This is a genomic window from Sulfurimonas sp. (genome assembly GCF_047622445.1).
Lineage (GTDB): Bacteria > Campylobacterota > Campylobacteria > Campylobacterales > Sulfurimonadaceae > Sulfurimonas.
The window spans coordinates 1-19,059 of record NZ_JBLHOE010000065.1; the positions used below are offsets into that span (position 1 = coordinate 1).

Below are 19,059 nucleotides of genomic sequence, written 5' to 3' on the forward strand. Positions count from 1 at the left end.
TTTTTAGATTGACAATTTATGCATATTTTAGAGCTTTTTTACAGCCATTTGTAAATAAACCTTTGTTTACTCCCAATATACCATAGTTCGAGAGGTGTTTTAAGCACCCATATTTTTCATTAAGTCAATATTTCTATTTTAGCAAATCTGTTATTATTACTGGCTTTGGGAGTTCTTTCACAGTCTCTACAGGTTATGGAATTTGACAAGCATATTCTAAATTAAACTCATAATCAATAAATCATCTATATAAGTTCTCATTTTTAGAAGTACTTGCTATAATTCTCCTAATTTTGTTTGCTAAAGGCTCTTTATGAATATTGTGTTGAAATCTTTTGTCCTTTTCTTTTTTTTACTTTTGTATACCTCAGTTAATGCTGATAACTCTAAAATTAAAGGTGTCGATGAAGCCTTAGAGAAACCATTAATTGAGAGGTACATTATAGATGAACTTAAAGATTTACGGATGCAAAATATGATACTGAAAAATGATGTTGAAAAAAGAATTTCAAGAGCTGAAGTTGAACAAACAGACAGAGCAGCAAGATATATTACTGACACAATCGGTAATATATTTTACCTTATAGCAGCTGTAACATCTATACTACTTTTTGCTGGATGGAATTCACTTAAAGATTTAAGAGGAAAAACTGAAGAGATAGTTGAAAATAGACTTGATAAAATAACAAAAAAATACAACTCTCAGCTGCAAAGCCTTCAAGATACTCTAACTCAGCAATCAACAAAAATATTAGATAATCAGAATAAAATATATAATACCCAGTATATCCACTCTTTGTGGATGCGCTCAAATTTAGAGACAAATCCTCAATCGAGAGTAGAGCTTTATGATGAGATTTTAAAAATAAATAATAATGATGCAGAAGTTTATGCTTACAAAGCAGATGCAGTTCTTGATATGGATGAATATGAATGGGCTTTGAACCTTAGTAATAAAGCTATAGAAATTGACCCAGAATATGGATATGCTTATTGGCAGCGTTCTTGTGCAAATGCAGCTCTTGATAATAAGCATGAAGCTATTGAGGACTTACAAGTAGCCATAGAAAAATCTCCTAATTTAAAAGATGAAATTGATAAGGAAATATTGTTTGAAAATATAAAAGGGTGTGAAGAATTTAAGAATATACGAAGTTAATTACAATAGCTTTTTATACATCAATATAAAAAGAAACTAATAAATGCTTGATATAAACCTTATATTCTTCGTTATCTAATACTCAACTGTAATGAGTTGAAATATCTGTCGAATAGAAATATAATGCCCCTAAAAATAAAGACAACAAATTAGAGAGATTGTATTCCTAAAAGTTAAAATTTTCATGCGATAAAAAATTTGAAAACTCTTATATTTAGAACAGTATTTTTTATTTCGAGCTTTCTGTCTTCCACAAAGTGTTCAAAAGTCTCAATTGAAAATTCCCACAAACGCTTAGGATTTTTGGAACATTTTATAAGATGATAAGTTTAGATGATTTTTCTAGAGTAAAATAGCTACTTGGTAGCTATATATTTTTTTTAGTAGCTTTTTTTGATAGAATAGAGAATTAAAAGTGGCTATTTCAGGGCTTTTTAGTATATCTTAGATTTTCCAGTATTCGGGGCCAATACCCTGTACCTCTTTTTTAAAAATAATTGCGATATAAATGAGAAATTTTGTTTATAGGAATACCCTTTATCTGTAATACAGGGAAAGTACATTGAACTATTCATAAGCAAGAGATTATCCTATTTAATGTAGAATCTATTTTTATAGAGGGATATGAATGAATATTTTAGTAGTGAGAAACGATAAGCTTGGGGATTTTATAACTGCACTTCCAGCTATATATGTTCTTAAAAAACACAATGTAGATAACAAGATTGTAGTTTTAGTTGCACCACTTAACAAAACTCTAGCTGAGGCTTGTGGATTTATTGATGAGGTAATTGTTGATAATGGTGAAAGGGTATTTAAACTTGCTCAAAAAATCCGTCACTATAATATAGATACTTCTCTCACACTTTTTTCTAACACTCGTGTAGCCATAGCGCAACTTTTAGCATTCATACCAAAACGTATAGCTCCTGCAACAAAGATAGCACAAATATTTTACACAAACAGAGTGAAACAAAGAAGAAGCCAAGTGAAGATGGCAGAGTTTGAGTACAACCTTGAGCTAACAAAAGAGTTGTTTAACGATATCGATTTAGATTATGAAAAACCTCTTTTAGAATTTAGTGATGCAAAAAAAGTCTATGATGTTTTTAGAATCAACAACGACATAGAAAAAGAAGTACTTTGTTTTCATGTAGGTTTTGGCGGTTCTAGCGATGCCAACTGGAGTTTGGATGAATATGAGATACTCATCCGAGCTACTGTAAAGACAAACAGATACCAAGTAGTTATGACGTTTGGTCCTGATGAGAAAGATCTTTATGAAGATATGCAAAGACGACTTTATGATTTACATATAGTTTATTATCTTTCTTTGGATGGATTACTATACTTTGCAAAACTCATTAGTAGTTTTAAACTTTTTGTAAGTACATCAACTGGGACATATCATGTAGCATCTTTAGTTGGAACGCCAACTATGACTTTTTTTGGAAGTTCACTTTTTGCAAGTGCTAAAAGGTGGAAGGGTATAGGTGAAGAAAGTAAGCAGGAACACTTTATGATACCTGTTGAGGTAAATGAAAGAGCTAAGTTGTTTGAAGAAGTTAAAACAGACTTACTTAGTTTTTAAGTTAGTGGTTTAAGTCTTCTAATAGTGTAAGTTTCTCATCTAAATTATTTTTATTTATAAGCATCATTATTTTTGGACAACGAGATTGTCTTTTTAATAAATCGCTAGTTATACATTCATATGTTTCTGCATAACCATGGTGTGAATCCATGAAGTACAAATGAGCGTTAGTTGCCATTTCATTTACATACATAAAATGACTTACTTCACCAAATACGCTTACAGAGTCTTGTAACCATTTCTCATAAGTCTCATATAAATCATTATGGATTATATTTTTAAAATGTTTTTCACTTACAGGTGTTGTATAGGCAATGAATTTTATATTTTTATATTTTGAGACTAGCTTAAAAATAATATCTTTATAACTTTCATCATATGGATATTTATATCTATCTCTCGTGAAAAGATCTATATCTCCTTGGATAGCTTTGTTATAGTCTTGGAGTGTATGTTTTGCAATTGGTCGAGAAGTTTTAACATAATTATATGTATATTTCATATATGATTTTTTAAAATAATATTTAAAATTTTTTGTTGCGTAGTCTATAGTGTCTAGACTAGATAGAAGTTTATAACGATAAAAAGGCTTTTCAATTTCCTCTAAAATTGATTTATATTTTGTACTCGCAGTGGGCTGATATGACAAAGCACCAAAAAAATCCAAGCCTATATAAACTGTTTTAATCGGCTGTTTTGCTTTGTTGATTGCAAAATCTAAGTAGTGTATATATTCATTTGGTTGCATATCAGATGAAGAGTAATTGAATGTGCTATCGTTGAACTTATGTTGATTTAAAAAAGCTGTTCTACTGCTACCAAAAATGAGTGTGTCGTATTTGTGATTACGAAAGTATAAAGCATCACTTTTTTGTTGCCTTTCTCTCCCACCTTTTTGGTATTGATTGAACTTATGTTCATTGTTAAAAGTCCATAATGGATCCATGAAAAAGTTAAAACCAATAATAGACGAGATTGTTATCAAAATAGCTAAGAGGGTACTTAAAATCCATTTTTTAGAATGTAGCATAGGTAATAACCTTAAAAATTAAAATATAAAAACTCACTAATACGTGTAAAGTGTAAAAGTGATACTATAAAAAGTGAATACATTAGCAAAGCATTTTTAAAATTTGGTTTGAAGCCATTCATAGTCGCGGTACTGTTTCTAAAACCTAATATAAGTATAAAAGCTCCAAGTATCCATAATATTCCATCTGAACTTGCATCTATATGAAAAAATACAACACCACCTTTAGTAGAGCTCAAGTATGAAAATTTTTCAATTATACTGTAGGGAAGGATAAGTTCTCCAAAAAACATCTTTTTAAGTATGATTAGTGCAGTATTAAAGTCTTCCGCTCTAAAAAATACCCAAGTAATATTTATAAAGTTAAATGTAATAAACCAAGCAAGTATTTTTGGTAGTTTGATCCCAAATGATTTCCAAATATTATGAATGACTAAAGCCATACCGTGTAAAAATCCCCAAAAAACAAATGTCCATCCTGCTCCATGCCATATCCCACCTATAATAAATGTGCTTAGCAGATTTGTAGATGTTTTAAAGCTACCTTGACGATTTCCTCCTAGTGGAATATAGATATAATCTCTTAAAAATCTAGATAAGGTAATATGCCACCTTCTCCAAAAATCTTGAATACTTGTAGCTTTGTAGGGTGAATTAAAGTTGATAGGAAGTCGTATATTAAAAAGTAGGGCTGCACCTATAGCCATATCTGTATAACCACTAAAATCAAAATAGAGTTGGAATGTATAAGAAAGTGATGTTGCCCATGCTTCTAATAAATTTAAGACTTCTGGTTTATTAAATCCATTACTAGCCCAAGTCGCAAAAGTGTCAGCAATAACTACTTTTTTAAATAAGCCTATAGAAAATATAAAAAGGCCAGCGGCAATATTTTTATAGTTTTTTACTAAGTTCCATCGACTCGCAAATTGTGGCATCATTTCACCATGGTGAACAATCGGTCCAGCAATGAGTTGTGGAAAAAATGTAACAAATAAAGCGTAATTTAAAAAGTCATATTCTTTCGTTTCTTCTCTATAGCTATCTACTAAGTACGCAACTTGTTGGAAAGTGAAAAATGATATTGCAAGTGGAAGTGCTAAATGTAGTAAGTCAATATTAGCATCTAGAGATAGGTTAAGGTTTTCAATAAAAAAGTCGCTGTATTTGAAGTAGCCCAATAAGGCGACATTACTTAGAATTCCAAATGTTAAAAGTGATTTTTTCCCAATTTTAACTTTTTGAAAGTTACTGTTTAAGCTGTTTCCAATGACATAATTAAAAAGCATAGAAGTGAGAATAATTGGAAGGTATGTTATATTCCACCAAGAGTAAAAGAATAGGGATGAAAAAACTAAAAAGCCTTTCGCTCCAACAATCAGTCTTTTATTTAAAAGGTAAAAATAGATAAAGAATGTGAATGGTAGAAAGAAAAATATAAATTCGTATGAATTAAAGAGCACTTATTTTTGTTCCTTATTTAATTCATAAAGCTTTATATATTTATAAAAATTTGTAACCATATGAGAAAATGAGATGATAAGTCCTATGTAACCGTCTAGAAATCCGCGTTTAAAAAAGTATGTTTTTATAAATGAATAGATTCCATTTAAAACAGCTTTGAGCGGTGAAGAAGATTTTTTACCAACATTATTTTTAGCAAATAGCGTTGAATAATGGTCGGCTTTTATAACAAACTGTGAGATGCTATGATAGCTATAATGTTCAACATTGCCTCCAAGCTGCTCTATTTTAAGATTATCACTAATAATATCTTCATGTACATCATTCATGTTGTACGAAGTAACACTTTTATTGTACATTCTTTTTATTTTTTGGTTATTCCATCCGCAGTATTTGACTTGAATATCTTTGTAGTAAGCTTTAAAATTAAGTTGGTAAACTGTATTGTCATTAAGTTTTTTAGTTTGCAGAATATGGAATAAACCTGTATCAACAACTTCATCACTATCTATTATTATGACCCAGTTATTTTTAGTAAATGATACAGCTCTATTTTTTGTCCAACCAAAACCTTTGAATTCACCCTGAATGAGATTTACATTTTTATAGCTCGAAGTAATTTCCATAGTTTTGTCTGTTGAGCCGTTATCGTATACTACAACATCCTCAAAGTTAACTAAAGAATCAAGTGTTTTCTTAATTGTATTGTCATTGTTTTTAGCTAAAACTACTGCACTTATATTCTCAATCAACAAGCTTTTGACCTTTTAATCTTTTCTTCAATCTCATTTTATTTTTGTGTTTGTTGTTATAGTCAACTGCAACTTTTATACATTGGTCTTCATTTTCATTCATGAGAGAAGCATATTCTTTTGCCATTATTGAAATCTCACTATCCTTAGCCCATAGTTTATTAAAGTTCTGTAGTCTTTCACCCAGAGTCAATGTGCGAAATTCCATCCTGTTTATATCCACCACTTTAAAGTTAAAACTATTAGATTTTTTTTCAATTAAAATATTTCCAGGTGAATAATCCAGGTGAAGTATATTGTTTTGGTGAAGTTCATAGGTAAATTTAGCAAAAGCTTTAAAAATTGCATCTCTATTTTCAAAGTTATCATCAAGAAGAGGTTCACGTATAGTAAAGTCATAGTTAAATTTCTCACTTACAAAGTAACTTTCGTTAATAAGACCACTTTGGAAAAATTCTATATAAGCTATGGGTGTTGGTGTGAAATCTTTTAAGGTTACAGAATTATCATAAGATTTTTTAGCTTTTGAATCTCGGAAGTATGTGTAGACAACTCTTCTCAGTACATTTGGTACTTTAAATGATTTTACTATAGTGTCAATATCTTTATAGTGAATAACTTTGAGCTCATTTCTGGCTTTATGGATAGTTTGAGTGTTTTCATTAAAATAAGATTGAATGTTCAATAAAAAACTTTTGAAGAATTCATAACTATCATTTATAACTATTTTATGCATATTTTACCTATTATTAAATATAATCAATATATTATATTTAAAAAGGTGTTAAGTTGAAATTAAATTTTAGAAGTGTTGGCATAAGAAAAAACTTAATAGATAAATCATATGAAAAATAAAAATATATTAGAACTCTGTTTGGCTCATGGACTAGGTGGACTAGAACTTTTTTCTGCATCTTGTTATGAAAGTTTTTCTAAAAAAACGAATTGTAAAATAGTTGTAGCACCAGACCAAAAACTTGATAATTATCTCGATAACAAAAATAAATATCTTCTCAAAAGAAATAAACTTTTCCCAATTATTCCCGCTTTAAAGCTTGCAAAATATATAGATAAGAATGATATTGATATAGTGCATTTCCATTGGACTCGAGATATGATAACAGCAGTTCTTGCAAAAGTGCTTAGTAAAAAGAAACCTAGGTTAATTCAGAGTAGGCATATGGGTATGACACGATTCAAGGATGATATATATCACAGATGGTTATATAAAAACATTGATATGATGCATGCCGTAACACATAAGGTAAAAGAGCAACTTGAAAAGTTTATACCTCAGGATGTAAGACCGATTCTAGAAATGGTTTATCTTGGAACTGAATCTTCAAATATAGACAAGACTGTAGTCCAAAATTTACAAGATAAATATAAAATGAATGGTGAATTTATAGTTGGAATTGTAGGTAGAATAGAAGAGGGTAAGGGTCAGTATAAAGTTATTGAAGCAATCTCAATACTTAAAGACTTGAATATAAAAGCTCTTATAGTAGGTTCTGCTATGCAGGACGAGTATTTAGCTCAATTAAAAGCTAGAGTAAAAGATTTAGACCTTGTTGATAAAGTTATCTTTACGGGCTTTAGTAAAAATGTAAATGAGTATATGCAAATATTTGACATCAATATTTTAGCAACAAAAAACGAAACCTTTGGACTCGTGGTTATAGAAGCAATGGCAAATAAAGTACCAATGATAGCCACTAATAATGGTGGCCCATTAGAAATTATTGATGATGGTGTGGATGGATTGTTATTTGATGGAACTTCTGAAGATTTAGCATCTAGGATTGGGAAACTTTTTAATGATAGAGAGTTGAAAGATGAGATTGCTTTGGCTGGATATAATAAAGTAATGGATAAGTTCAACGCTACAAAGCAAAATGATCAGTTGTATAAAGTGATAGTATGAATAAATTCACATTCATACAAAAATTAAGAAATAAGATTAGAATTAAAGGTAGTTTAGATTTAGATATTGCAAAAAATGCTAAGTTAGCTAATTGTACGATACGATCCAAAGGAAGTAATAATAAACTTGTTATAGAAGATGGTACAAGTCTAAGATATACAGAATTAGAGATTTTAGGTGACAATTGTTCTATACTTATAGGAAAAAATTGCGGTATTGGACATAATAGTTATTTATCTGCTAAAGAGGGTAGAACACTTTTGATTAAAGATAATTGCTCTTTATCTCGGAATGTTAAGATTATGACCTCAGATGGACACCCTATATATCAAAAAGATAAAGTTATCAATGCTGGACGTGATATTACTTTAGAAGCTAATGTTTGGATTGCAGATAATGTCACAATCTTAAAGGGGGTTACTGTAGGACATGATTCTATAGTAGGAATAAACTCTACATTAACAAAAACAATTGGTTCAAATGTTATAGCTGTTGGTAATCCAGCCAGTGTAGTAAAAGAAGGTATTTGTTGGGAGGATTAATAATAGACAAGCAAGAGATTAATAAATATATTAACTATCTTTTTATTGCTTATGCTTTTAGTTTCCCTGTGTCAAAAGCTGCTGTAAGTCTTTTAGAATTTGTGATATTTATCTTATGGGTATATAAAGGTGAATGGAACTATAGATATCATTTACTTAAGGACAATCCTCTTATACTATCGTTAAGTGCATTAATTATTTTAAGTTTAATATCTGTTTTTTGGGCAAGTAGTTTAGGTTATGCCTTAGATTATATTTCTAAATATTATCATTTTTTGATGATATTTATTTTTTATACAGCATTAGAAAAAAAATATGTCACAAATATATTGACAGCTTTCTTAATGAGTATGTTGCTAAGCGAATTATTGTCATATGGAATATATTTTGAATTATTTCAATTTAAAAATGCAACAGTTCACATGCCTACACCTTTTATGCATCATGTAACATATAGTGTTGTGTTGGTTTTCACTAGTACAATATTGTTAAGTAACATTTTTTCTCACGAGGAACTTAAAAGTAAGATATTAAGTATATTATTCTTTATTACTATTGTGATTAACTTATTTATAAATGGTGGTAGAACAGGACAAATAGTCTTTATAGTGTTAATAGCAACATTTTTCTTAATGCGCATAAAAGATAAATTAAAAGCAATACTTATAGCTACTATAATTATTGTATCAACTTTTTTTATCGCATACAATTTTAGTAATAATTTCAATCAGAGAGTTCACCAATTGGAAAAAGGCTTTAATAAAGCAATATATGAAAAGGATTATACTGATCAAGGTGGGATGAGAATTTCCATGATAATGATAGGAACACAGACATTTTTTGACAACTTTGTACTAGGAACAGGTATAGGTAATGTTATGAAGGATGCTAACCATTATAGTACTGTCAATAACTATAAAACAAGAGATATGAATATGTTTGCTGATTTTCATAATGTTTTTATTAATATTTCTGTTCAATTGGGTATATTTGGTTTGCTCATAATTTTATCAATCTTTTATTCTATTTTTACCTTAAAAATAAAAACGAGAGAATACTTTATTTTAAATAGGATGTTTCTTATTGCATTCGTTTTATACTCTTGCACACATAATAGTATCCATGTAATGAATGGAATGGTATTTTTTGCACTATTTGCAGGTTTATTTAATGCAATAGCGAGACTGGATAAGGAAGAGGCTTCGGTATTATCTTAGTGTTGCCAAGTGACACTTTCTTTTAAAACTCTAGGAGGATTACCGGCAATTATAGAGTACTCATTTTCAAAAGATTTTGTGATTGTTGTGTTGGCTCCAATGATGCATCCATCTTTAACTACAGAACCTTTAAGTATGAAGCTTCTTGCTCCAATCCATACATTATTCCCAATTGTTATTTCTTTATCTTCATTTATTATTTCTTTATTCTCGTTATATATAGCATGTTGATCAGTATCCATAATAATACTTTGCCAAGCAATCATAACATCATTCCCAATAGAAATTTTTTTAGAACAAATAATCTGGGTATCTCCAGTTATACTAAAATTATTTCCTATATGTAATTCACCATTTACTAATAGTTTTGCACCTATAGCTATTTTAGCTTTACCTTTAAAGTAAATATCTCCTGTTATTTTGATAATAGGACGATCGTAACGGTAATCTAACATATCGGTACCACCAAACCCTATTCTAATGATTCCAGTTTTTATTTTATCTATATGGGCTCTTCCAGATAAGGATTGTAGTTTTGTTTTTCTTGATACCATGATAGGTAGGTAGATAGCTTGCTTAAATGGTAAGAGTCTGAAATTTACGTATATACTTTTTGGTATACCAGACATATACCGAATGAGTTTTACAAACTTATCTGTTTTCATTTATTGCCATTTAGATTATGAATCTCGATGTGTTTTATTACTTGATTCGAGTAATTAGCATTTAAATCATACTTTTTACTATCTATAGCAGCGATAAAATTTATACAAAGTAAATAAATGAGAACGGGAAAGAAGTATTTATTGATTTTTTCTATTGCCAAAGTTTCTATAAAAAGTAAAAAAGGCAAAAGTGCAAAAGGAAAGATAATGAGAAGATGCCAATAGTTAAATACAATTGGTGAAAGCACGGCACTAATAAATACACCTATTAAAGCACTTAATATATAAACACTTAACCATACTTTAGATTCTAGTGCTTGGGAATATCTTGTAAGTAAAGAACCTTTTAGTTGATAATAAAGGTATTTATTTGCTTTAAAAGATACCCATAAAGTTACAGCACCAAAAGCAAATAAAATAGCTTGATATGCATATGTTAGAATTTGTTGGAGTAGGAGAGAAGTTGTAAGCCAGTCAAAATTAGCACTGGTTACGAGTTTATTCGTAAAAATAAAGGAACCATATCTAAGCCAATAGAGAAAGGCTTTTAAAACAGGATAAACATGAACACCACCCCAACCGATATATCTTGCATCATCTTTATTCCCTTCATTACTTCTAATGGCTGCATTATGTATAAATTCTTGAATATAAGGAATGAGGGAAATAATGATGACTGCAAATGAAAATGCTATTCCATACCAATTGATTTTAATTACATTCTTAAGAAATAAGTAGGCTGTCATTACAGCTAAAATAATCCAGGAATAATGTAACTGCATCGCCATACCAATAGACAATATATGTAAAAAGGAATAAATAAAAGAACTTTCATTTTTCATCTTAAAGGCAGTCCAGAGGTGAAGTGCTGAGAAAAAGAATAAGTAAGATGGATTGTAAAGAATGTTTTCAAATAAAAACCATGGGTTAAGCCAGTAAACTACTAAAAATACAAGTCTCATTTTATTGTCAAAAATATTTTTGATTACATTGTCTAAAAGAAAAAATGAGATAGCATGAAGAAAAAGTAAAAAGCCCATAGGCGCCCATGGCGAATCAACTATAAACAATGGTAGACCAACGACAAAGGCTAAAAGTGAACCGGGTACATTTCCAACAACACTAGCAGCATTTCCATAACTAGACCATTCCCCTGTGTAAAAACCATGATAGCCTTTATCAAGCATTTGAGTAATGTCTCCATCAACTATTTGATGTGTTGCATACCAGTAGGATAAGAAAAGTCCTAATGTAAAAAGAAAGAAATATATAATATTAAAATTATTTGTTAGATAATCATTTTGTTTCATGCTTGTTTTCCTCATCTGTAGCTATTCTAAAAGTCCAAAATTTGTGTATAAAAAATGTTATGAGAGGCAATAAGAAAGATATTACTATTGTTTGTATGTATAAGTTTTCAAAGAATAAAAAGTGTGAGATCAAAAAGGCTAAGAATAAAGAGCTACATTGCACAGCGAAATATTTTATGACTTTGTTGATTTGTAATTTGTGTCCAAAAACAAAAAGCGATTGGAAAGTATATGAAAAAATAAAAGCAATAATAAATGCTATAGTATTGGCTATAAAAACACTTTGCTCAATGTAATAAAGATATAAAAATGAGATAGCTATATGGATAAAAGTAGAAATACCACCAACAAATCCATACTTTACTATTTGAAAATTAGATATTTTTAAAAATAGTGCTTTAATATTCGTTCTCTATGATATAAATTGGTCTATTCTTAGTTTCAGTATAGATTCTACCTATATATTCACCAAGTATCCCAATTCCCATGAGTTGCACTCCACCAAGAAATAAAACAGTGGTAAGTAAAGATGCGTAACCAGGACTGTCTATACCAAAGATAAGCGTTTTAATGATGATAATAGAACCGTAAACAAACGATAGACTTGCGAGTATAACACCTACATAAAGCCATATTCTCAGAGGAACGGTACTAAAACTTGTGATGCCATCTAAGGCGAAGTTCCAAAGTTTCCATCCATTAAAACTTGTTTCGCCAGCTACTCTAGCTTCGCGCTTGTATTCAACGGTGACAGTTTGGAACCCAACCCAGGCAAATATCCCTTTCATAAATCTTTGAGATTCTGGAAGCTTTTTAATTTGCTCTACAACCTTACGTGACATAAGTCTATAATCACCTACATTATTAGGTATAGATATATCGGATATTTTATTGTGAAATTTATAAAATGCTTCTGCAGAGAATTTTTTCGCATAAGTGTCTGTTGTTCTGTCTACTCTTTTTGCTAAAACAACATCATAACCTTCTTCATATTTTTTTATGAAATCTAAAATTAGTTCAGGTGGATCTTGTAAATCTACATCAATAGGTACTACAGTCTCTCCAAGGCTTAGATCAATTCCTGCCGTGAGAGCTTTCTCTTTTCCAAAGTTTCTTGAGAGTTTTATAACACGAATGTTTTCATGATTTTGTTTAGCTTCTAGGAGGACATTAAGGGTGTTGTCTTTACTCCCATCATCTATAAAAATGATTTCATAACTTTTTTCACTCTTTGTTAAAATAGGAGTGATGCTTTTAAGAAAATGCTCAATCACCTCTTCTTCATTATAACAAGGACATACAATAGATATAAAGGGCAAAGATGAAGGTTTATTGTTCTGCATTTGAATCCTAAAAAAATAATATTTATTCTATCATAGAAATACTTCAAATAATAAACATATTAAAACAGTTCAATCTTAAATAGGGTAAAATAGTGTAAAATACGCGAATTATTATATGGAGTTATATTTGAAAGCAATTCTAAAGCGCTACTGGCCGTATATTATAGAGTATAAGGTTCAGTATTTCTTAGTTCTTATAGGAATTATTGTAACAACTTTAGCTACTTTGGGTACAGCACATATTATGAAACCTTTAATGGATGATATGTTTATAGAGCGTAAAGAAGAGATGCTTTATCTGATCCCTATTGCTCTTGTAGCTATCTATTTCTTTAAGGCAATTGGTAGGTACATTCAATCTGTTTATATGAACTATATTGGTCAGCATATTGTGACTCGTTTTAGAGAGATGTTGCTAGAAAAAATTATCAATTTAGATATGACATTTTTATATTTAAACAGAAGTGGTGAACTGATCTCTCGTGTTACAAACGATATTGCAAGAATTCAATACTTCGCAGCAAATATGCTTCCTGAACTTTTTCGTGAAGGTCTTACTGTTATAGCTCTTATAGGGTATATAATTTATCTCAACCCATTATTGGCTTTTTACTCTCTTGTTGTAATGCCTGTAGTTGTTTATCCTCTCATCTTCATAGCTAAAAAATTAAAAAAATATTCTCACCGTTCTCAAAACAAAAATGCAGATGTTATGACAAGACTCACTGAAGTTTTTAACAACAGTGAAATTATAAAAGCAAACGCAACAGAGAAGTACGAACTCGAGAGGTTTAGTAAAGAAAACTGGCAGTTTTTTAAGATAAATATGAAAGCTATTTATGTTGGTGAAGTAGTATCTCCAATTATGGAAATTATTGGAGCAACCGGACTTGCTGCTGTTATTTTTGTTGGTGGAAAAGAAGTGTATGATGGAAGAATGAGTGTTGGGGAATTTACCGCATTCTTAACTGCTGTAGGTTTAGTATTTCAGCCCATTAGGCGAATAGGCTCTATTTATGCGAAAATCCAAGATGCTATTGCTGCAAGTGAGAGAGTGTTCGAGATTCTCGATCAAGAGAGTCGAATTATTGATGGCGCAAATGTTTTAGAAAATGATATTGAGCTTATAGAGTTTAACAATGTATCACTCAAGTATGAAGAAAAATATGCATTAGATAAGGTAAGTATTCAAATTAATAAAGGTGAAAATATTGCATTAGTCGGAGATAGTGGGGGAGGTAAAAGTACATTTATCAATATGCTTTTACGTTTTTATGATCCTGATGATGGTGGTATATCTGTAAATGGTATTAATATTAAAGATTTAATTCAAGAATCATTAAAGCATCATATTTCACTTGTTTCACAAAGAATATATATATTTCAAGATTCACTTGCTGCTAATGTTGCGTATGGACAAGAGGTAGACGAGGAAAGGGTAAAGTATGCTTTAGAAGTAGCTGACGCTTCTTTATTTGTAGACTCACTTGAAAATGGTATCCACACGAAGATGGAAGAGTTCGGAGCGAATCTTTCAGGTGGACAACGTCAGCGTGTAGCAATCGCTCGAGCAATTTATAAACATGCTTCTCTTTTACTGTTTGATGAAGCAACTTCAGCACTCGATAATGAAAGTGAAAAGAGAATTCAAAAAGCTCTTGATACATACACAAAAGATAAGATTACTATTACAATTGCACATAGATTAAGTACGATTGAGCATGCAGATAAAATTCTGGTTATGCAAAAAGGTCAAATTGTTGCAAGCGGAAGCCATAAAGAACTTCTCTTAACGTCAGAAGTTTATCAAAGATTAGCTGGAGAGCTTGAGAAATAGATTTAATCCCTTTATTAGTATATTTTAGAGATAATCGCGGTACTTATACCATCCTCTAAAGCTACAAAAAATTATTTTTTGAGAGTATGAGGATAGATTTTAATACATAATGGATGATAAATAAATGTTGGATTTTGAAAAATTTACAAAGTACTCTAAACCTGGACCTCGTTATACTAGTTATCCTACGGCATTAGAGTTTAGTGATTCGTATCAGTATACTGAGTATATTACAAAAATAGAAAATCAAGATTCTTCTCGTCCTATAAGTCTGTATTTTCACCTTCCTTTTTGTAGAAGCGCTTGTTATTTTTGTGGATGTAATGTTGTGTTTACATCTAAAGAAGACAAAATGATTCGTTATATGGATTACTTAAAACGTGAACTAGAAATTCTTTCAAAGCACTTAGATTGTAATCGTGAAGTTATACAGATGCATTTTGGTGGTGGAACTCCTACCTTTTTTAGTGCAGACCAACTTAAAGAAATCATAGAAAATATAAAATCCTACTTTCCAAATTTTGTAGCAGAGGCTGAGATATCATGTGAGATAGACCCTCGTCATATAGATGAAGATCAGATGCGTGTTATGAGTGAATCAGGATTTAATCGTGTAAGTTTTGGTATCCAAGACTTTAATGAAAAAGTTCAAATTGCAGTTCACCGTGTGCAGCCTTATGAGATTACAAAAAAAGCAATGGATCTAGCAAGAAAGTACAATATGGTTTCCGTAAATGTAGACCTTATTTATGGGCTTCCTTTTCAAACCCTAGAAACATTTAAAGAAACACTTGCTCTTGCAATTACTTTAAATCCAGATAGATTTGCTGTATTTAATTATGCTCATGTTCCATGGTTGAAAAAGACTATGAGAAAGATTGATGAGACTACTCTTCCTCTTCCTGATGAGAAGTTAAATATTATGCAATACACAATCGATTTTTTAACTTCAAATGGTTATAAAATGGTGGGGATGGATCATTTTGCAAAACCAGAAGACGAGCTTTTCAAAGCAATTAAAAAAGGTGAACTCCATCGGAATTTTCAAGGATACACAACAAAGGGTGGTGCTGATTTAATTGGAGTAGGACTTACTTCTATTGGTGAAGGGATAGATAGTTACAATCAAAACTTTAAAATGATGAATGAGTATGAAGAAGCGATTGACGCAGGTAGACTTCCATTTGAAAGAGGTGTTGTCCTTACACAGGACGATTTAATTCGTCAATTCGTTATCATGGAGCTTATGAGTAACTTTAAGCTTGATATTAAAAGATTTGAGAAACTCTTTAATATAGAGTTTAAAACTTATTTTGCCGATGCTATAGTTGCGTTAGAACCATTTGTTGCAGAAAACTTACTCAGTATGGATAATGAGCATATTGAATGTAGTGAAACTGGAACATTGCTTATAAGAAATATTGCGATGCCTTTCGATGCATATATGCATCAGCATAGTGCAAATAAAAAAACATTTTCAAAAACGGTGTAAATATGAGTAAATTAGAAGATATTTTCGATTTTGGCGAGACTGCAGATGATTGTGTAAAATGTGGGAAGTGTATTCCTGTTTGTACAATCCATAACATTAACCCTGATGAGGTTACTTCACCACGTGGGTTTTTAGATTTACTTGGTGCCTATAAACGAGGTAAACTGGACTTAGATAAAAATGCGAAAGATATTTTTGAATCATGTTTTTTATGTGTAGCATGTGTTGAGGCTTGTCCTAAGTCTATTCCTACAGATATGGTAATAGAACAAGTTCGCTCAGACATAGCGCAAAAATTTGGAATAGCTTGGTATAAAAGAGCTTTCTTTTTACTTCTTCGTCATCGCTGGTTAAATGATTTAGCATTTAAACTTGGATGGACTTTTCAGACGTGTGGATTTAAGATAAAAGCAGATATTGATTCTATGAAATCTCGTTTTAATCTACCAATGCTAAAAACAGATAGATTACTTCCAAGTCTTTCAAAAACTTCATTTTTAAATTCACATGAAGAAAATATTGACAATGGTGGGAAGCGTAAAGTAGCTATATTTATTGGTTGTTTGGCAAATTATAACTATAAAAATGTTGGGGATGGCCTTTTAGACATTCTTGAGGTTTTAGAAATAGATGCTTTTTTAGCGAAGTCTCAAAAATGTTGTTCTGCTCCTGCATACTTCACTGGTGATTTTGATACAGTAGATTCTAATGCTAAGTTTAATATTGAATACTTTGAGAGTTTCTCTCGAGATGTTGAGGCTATTTTGGTTCCAGAGGCTACATGTTCTGCAATGCTAAAAATTGACTATGAACATTACTTTCACAATCAGCCAGATTGGCGTGCACGTGCAAAAGTTGTAATGGACAAAGTACATATGGCTACAGAATGGTTACAACATAACACACAATTAGAAAAAGTTTTGGCTTTAAAGAAAAAAGATACTAGGATAATTACCTATCATGATCCTTGTCATGCAAGAAAGATGCAAGGGATTCATGAGGAACCAAGAAACTTAATTAGTCAAAACTACAATATAGTAGAAATGAGTGACCCAAATCTTTGTTGTGGTTTTGGTGGAGTAACTATGCAGAGTGAAAAGTATCATTTTGCTAAAGCTGCTGGTGTACCAAAAGCTGCAATGATCAAAAATACTGGAGCAGATATCGTAAGTGCTGAGTGTAGTGCTTGCCGTATGCAGATAAATAACTCTATGAGTAATGCCGGAGTAGAGACAGTGTTTAAGAACCCTATCGAATTAATTGCTGAGGCTTTGAAAAGATAGATGGAGTATTTTGAATGGAACGTTAGTCCTATTCTTCTCTCTTTGGGAGGTTTTAGTATCCATTGGTATGGAGCTCTTTTTGCAGCAGCGATTTTGTCTGGCTTTGGAGTAATGAACCGAATATATAAGCATGAAAATAAATCAATCGAGACATTAGAATCTTTACAAATATATATGGTTATTGGAATAGTCATTGGAGCTAGGTTAGGGCATTGTTTATTTTACGACCCAGTATATTATTTTTCAAATCCACTTAAAATATTAGCAATAAATGAGGGTGGATTAGCAAGTCATGGTGGTGGGATAGGTGCAATCCTCGCAACATTGTATTATGCAAAAAAGAACACAATTAATTTTATTTATTTATTAGACAGACTTGCAATACCTACTGCATTATTTGCATTTTTTGTTCGTATGGGAAATCTCATGAATTCAGAGATTTTAGGGATTCAAACAGATGTACCTTGGGCAATTGTCTTTTCACGTGTAGATCTCATTCCAAGACATCCTGCGCAGCTGTACGAAGCTATTGCATACTTGAGTATATTTATAGTTTTATCCCTCGTCTATATATTTAAAAATGAGAAAATTAAAGCAGGTTTTCTTTTTGGTTTATTTTTAAGTCTAATTTTTACTGCAAGAATAGCAGTAGAATTTGTAAAAGAAAGACAGGCCTCTTATTCTGAGGGTATAATTTTCAGTACAGGGCAGATGTTAAGTGTGCCGTTTTTGCTTCTTGGTCTTGCATTAATTATTCTATCGTTCTATAAAAAAGAAGAGTTCAAAGTTTAAAATTCTTTTTTATCTTTTATCACGGTGAAGTTTTCTATCTCTATGTACTGAGTCGTGCCAAAAATAGTTTACTAACCAGTATCCACTTAAAGAACCTACAACAGAATATATAAGTGTTCCAAAATAAAGTGGTACAAAAATATTATCTATATTCTCACTAAACCATTCAAGTGTCATCTTTACAGGTGCTATTTCACTTCCTAAAATATAAGCACCGGTCATATACTCCATATAATACATTGGAGGCATTGTGAGAGGATTACTTAACCAGCACATTGCAAGTGCGATAGGCACATTAAACTTGACAAATGGCATCATAGCTAGAACTGCTAGCATCTGCATAGGCATAGGAATAAAAGCTATAAAAATTCCTATAAAAACAGCTTTTGAAACCATTTTTCTATTTGTAGATAAGTATTGCGGAGGGATTTTATACTTTTTTATAAAGGCATCGAGCTTTGGATGTTTAGAAGTTTTTTTCAATGTTTTTCTTATCATGGAATAGATTATACATCTCACAAGCTTATAATTCAAATAATATGTTAAAATTCCATCATTAAATTGAAAAATCATCTTGTTAGGAATACTTATGTCATTTGAAAAACTCGGACTTATTAAACCATTACTTGCTGCGATTAATGAGTTGGGATATGAGAAT

18 protein-coding genes are annotated in these 19,059 nt (G+C 30.9%); 9 read left to right on the plus strand and 9 right to left on the minus strand.

Going from position 1 to position 19,059, the window contains the following annotated elements:
* Positions 1-313 precede the first annotated feature (313 nt).
* Both ACI9TV_RS12915 and ACI9TV_RS12920 read left to right on the plus strand, forming a co-directional pair.
* Positions 314-1,159 (plus strand): tetratricopeptide repeat protein, encoded by an 846-nt coding sequence (locus ACI9TV_RS12915; protein ID WP_415251228.1) that lies wholly within the window; start codon positions 314-316, stop codon positions 1,157-1,159.
* A 628-nt stretch (positions 1,160-1,787) separates the two neighbouring features.
* Entirely contained in the window at positions 1,788-2,750 is a 963-nt protein-coding gene (locus tag ACI9TV_RS12920; protein WP_415251229.1) for a glycosyltransferase family 9 protein, read from the plus strand.
* A 1-nt stretch (position 2,751) separates the two neighbouring features.
* Here the strand turns inward: ACI9TV_RS12920 and ACI9TV_RS12925 are convergent, their stop codons facing one another.
* Genes ACI9TV_RS12925 through ACI9TV_RS12940 form a run of 4 tightly spaced genes read right to left on the minus strand, consistent with a single transcriptional unit; the run spans position 2,752 to position 6,732 of the window.
* Positions 2,752-3,780 (minus strand): hypothetical protein, encoded by a 1,029-nt coding sequence (locus ACI9TV_RS12925; RefSeq protein ID WP_415251230.1) that lies wholly within the window; start codon positions 3,778-3,780, stop codon positions 2,752-2,754.
* An 11-nt stretch (positions 3,781-3,791) separates the two neighbouring features.
* Entirely contained in the window at positions 3,792-5,243 is a 1,452-nt protein-coding gene (locus ACI9TV_RS12930; RefSeq protein ID WP_415251231.1) for an MBOAT family O-acyltransferase, read from the minus strand.
* On the minus strand, positions 5,244-5,996 hold the full coding sequence (locus tag ACI9TV_RS12935; RefSeq protein WP_415251232.1) for a glycosyltransferase family 2 protein: 753 nt from the start codon (positions 5,994-5,996) through the stop codon (positions 5,244-5,246).
* A complete protein-coding gene (locus ACI9TV_RS12940) occupies positions 5,989-6,732 on the minus strand; it encodes a lipopolysaccharide kinase InaA family protein (RefSeq protein WP_415251233.1) in 744 nt (247 codons plus the stop codon). Before ACI9TV_RS12940 ends, ACI9TV_RS12935 begins: the two co-directional genes overlap by 8 nt.
* A 108-nt stretch (positions 6,733-6,840) precedes the next feature.
* Here ACI9TV_RS12940 and ACI9TV_RS12945 point away from each other — a divergent pair, with 108 nt between their 5' ends.
* Genes ACI9TV_RS12945 through ACI9TV_RS12955 form a run of 3 tightly spaced genes read left to right on the plus strand, consistent with a single transcriptional unit; the run spans position 6,841 to position 9,679 of the window.
* On the plus strand, positions 6,841-7,920 hold the full coding sequence (locus tag ACI9TV_RS12945) for a glycosyltransferase family 4 protein (RefSeq protein WP_415251234.1): 1,080 nt from the start codon (positions 6,841-6,843) through the stop codon (positions 7,918-7,920).
* Positions 7,917-8,462 (plus strand): acyltransferase, encoded by a 546-nt coding sequence (locus ACI9TV_RS12950; protein ID WP_415251235.1) that lies wholly within the window; start codon positions 7,917-7,919, stop codon positions 8,460-8,462. Before ACI9TV_RS12945 ends, ACI9TV_RS12950 begins: the two co-directional genes overlap by 4 nt.
* Positions 8,450-9,679, plus strand: a complete 1,230-nt coding sequence (locus ACI9TV_RS12955) for an O-antigen ligase family protein (protein ID WP_415251236.1) — start codon at positions 8,450-8,452, stop codon at positions 9,677-9,679. Before ACI9TV_RS12950 ends, ACI9TV_RS12955 begins: the two co-directional genes overlap by 13 nt.
* On the opposite strand, the gene ACI9TV_RS12960 is transcribed toward ACI9TV_RS12955, so the two are convergent.
* The 4 genes from ACI9TV_RS12960 to ACI9TV_RS12975 are packed head-to-tail and all read right to left on the minus strand — an operon-like array spanning position 9,676 to position 12,997.
* A complete protein-coding gene (locus tag ACI9TV_RS12960; protein ID WP_415251237.1) occupies positions 9,676-10,344 on the minus strand; it encodes an acyltransferase in 669 nt (222 codons plus the stop codon). The two genes, ACI9TV_RS12955 and ACI9TV_RS12960, sit on opposite strands and share 4 nt — an antisense overlap.
* Complete coding sequence (locus tag ACI9TV_RS12965; protein WP_415251238.1) at positions 10,341-11,654, minus strand: 3-deoxy-D-manno-octulosonic acid transferase; 1,314 nt, start codon at positions 11,652-11,654, stop codon at positions 10,341-10,343. The genes ACI9TV_RS12960 and ACI9TV_RS12965 overlap by 4 nt, the downstream gene beginning before the upstream one ends.
* The gene (locus tag ACI9TV_RS12970) at positions 11,641-12,057 is read right to left on the minus strand and encodes a GtrA family protein (RefSeq protein ID WP_415251245.1); all 417 of its coding nucleotides are present in this window, start codon (positions 12,055-12,057) and stop codon (positions 11,641-11,643) included. The genes ACI9TV_RS12965 and ACI9TV_RS12970 overlap by 14 nt, the downstream gene beginning before the upstream one ends.
* A complete protein-coding gene (locus ACI9TV_RS12975) occupies positions 12,053-12,997 on the minus strand; it encodes a glycosyltransferase family 2 protein (RefSeq protein ID WP_415251239.1) in 945 nt (314 codons plus the stop codon). Before ACI9TV_RS12975 ends, ACI9TV_RS12970 begins: the two co-directional genes overlap by 5 nt.
* A 115-nt stretch (positions 12,998-13,112) precedes the next feature.
* Between ACI9TV_RS12975 and ACI9TV_RS12980 the strand changes: the two genes are divergently transcribed.
* From ACI9TV_RS12980 to lgt, 4 genes are all read left to right on the plus strand, one after another.
* The gene (locus tag ACI9TV_RS12980; protein WP_415251240.1) at positions 13,113-14,834 is read left to right on the plus strand and encodes an ABC transporter ATP-binding protein; all 1,722 of its coding nucleotides are present in this window, start codon (positions 13,113-13,115) and stop codon (positions 14,832-14,834) included.
* A gap of 124 nt (positions 14,835-14,958) precedes the next feature.
* Entirely contained in the window at positions 14,959-16,326 is a 1,368-nt protein-coding gene (hemN, locus tag ACI9TV_RS12985; protein WP_415251241.1) for an oxygen-independent coproporphyrinogen III oxidase, read from the plus strand.
* A gap of 2 nt (positions 16,327-16,328) precedes the next feature.
* On the plus strand, positions 16,329-17,609 hold the full coding sequence (locus ACI9TV_RS12990) for a (Fe-S)-binding protein (RefSeq protein ID WP_415251242.1): 1,281 nt from the start codon (positions 16,329-16,331) through the stop codon (positions 17,607-17,609).
* Entirely contained in the window at positions 17,610-18,401 is a 792-nt protein-coding gene (gene lgt, locus ACI9TV_RS12995; RefSeq protein WP_415251243.1) for a prolipoprotein diacylglyceryl transferase, read from the plus strand. It begins immediately after the preceding gene.
* Between the two features lie 9 nt (positions 18,402-18,410).
* On the opposite strand, the gene ACI9TV_RS13000 is transcribed toward lgt, so the two are convergent.
* Positions 18,411-19,059: DUF2062 domain-containing protein (locus ACI9TV_RS13000; RefSeq protein WP_415251244.1), on the minus strand; the 649-nt coding region annotated here is incomplete at its 5' end.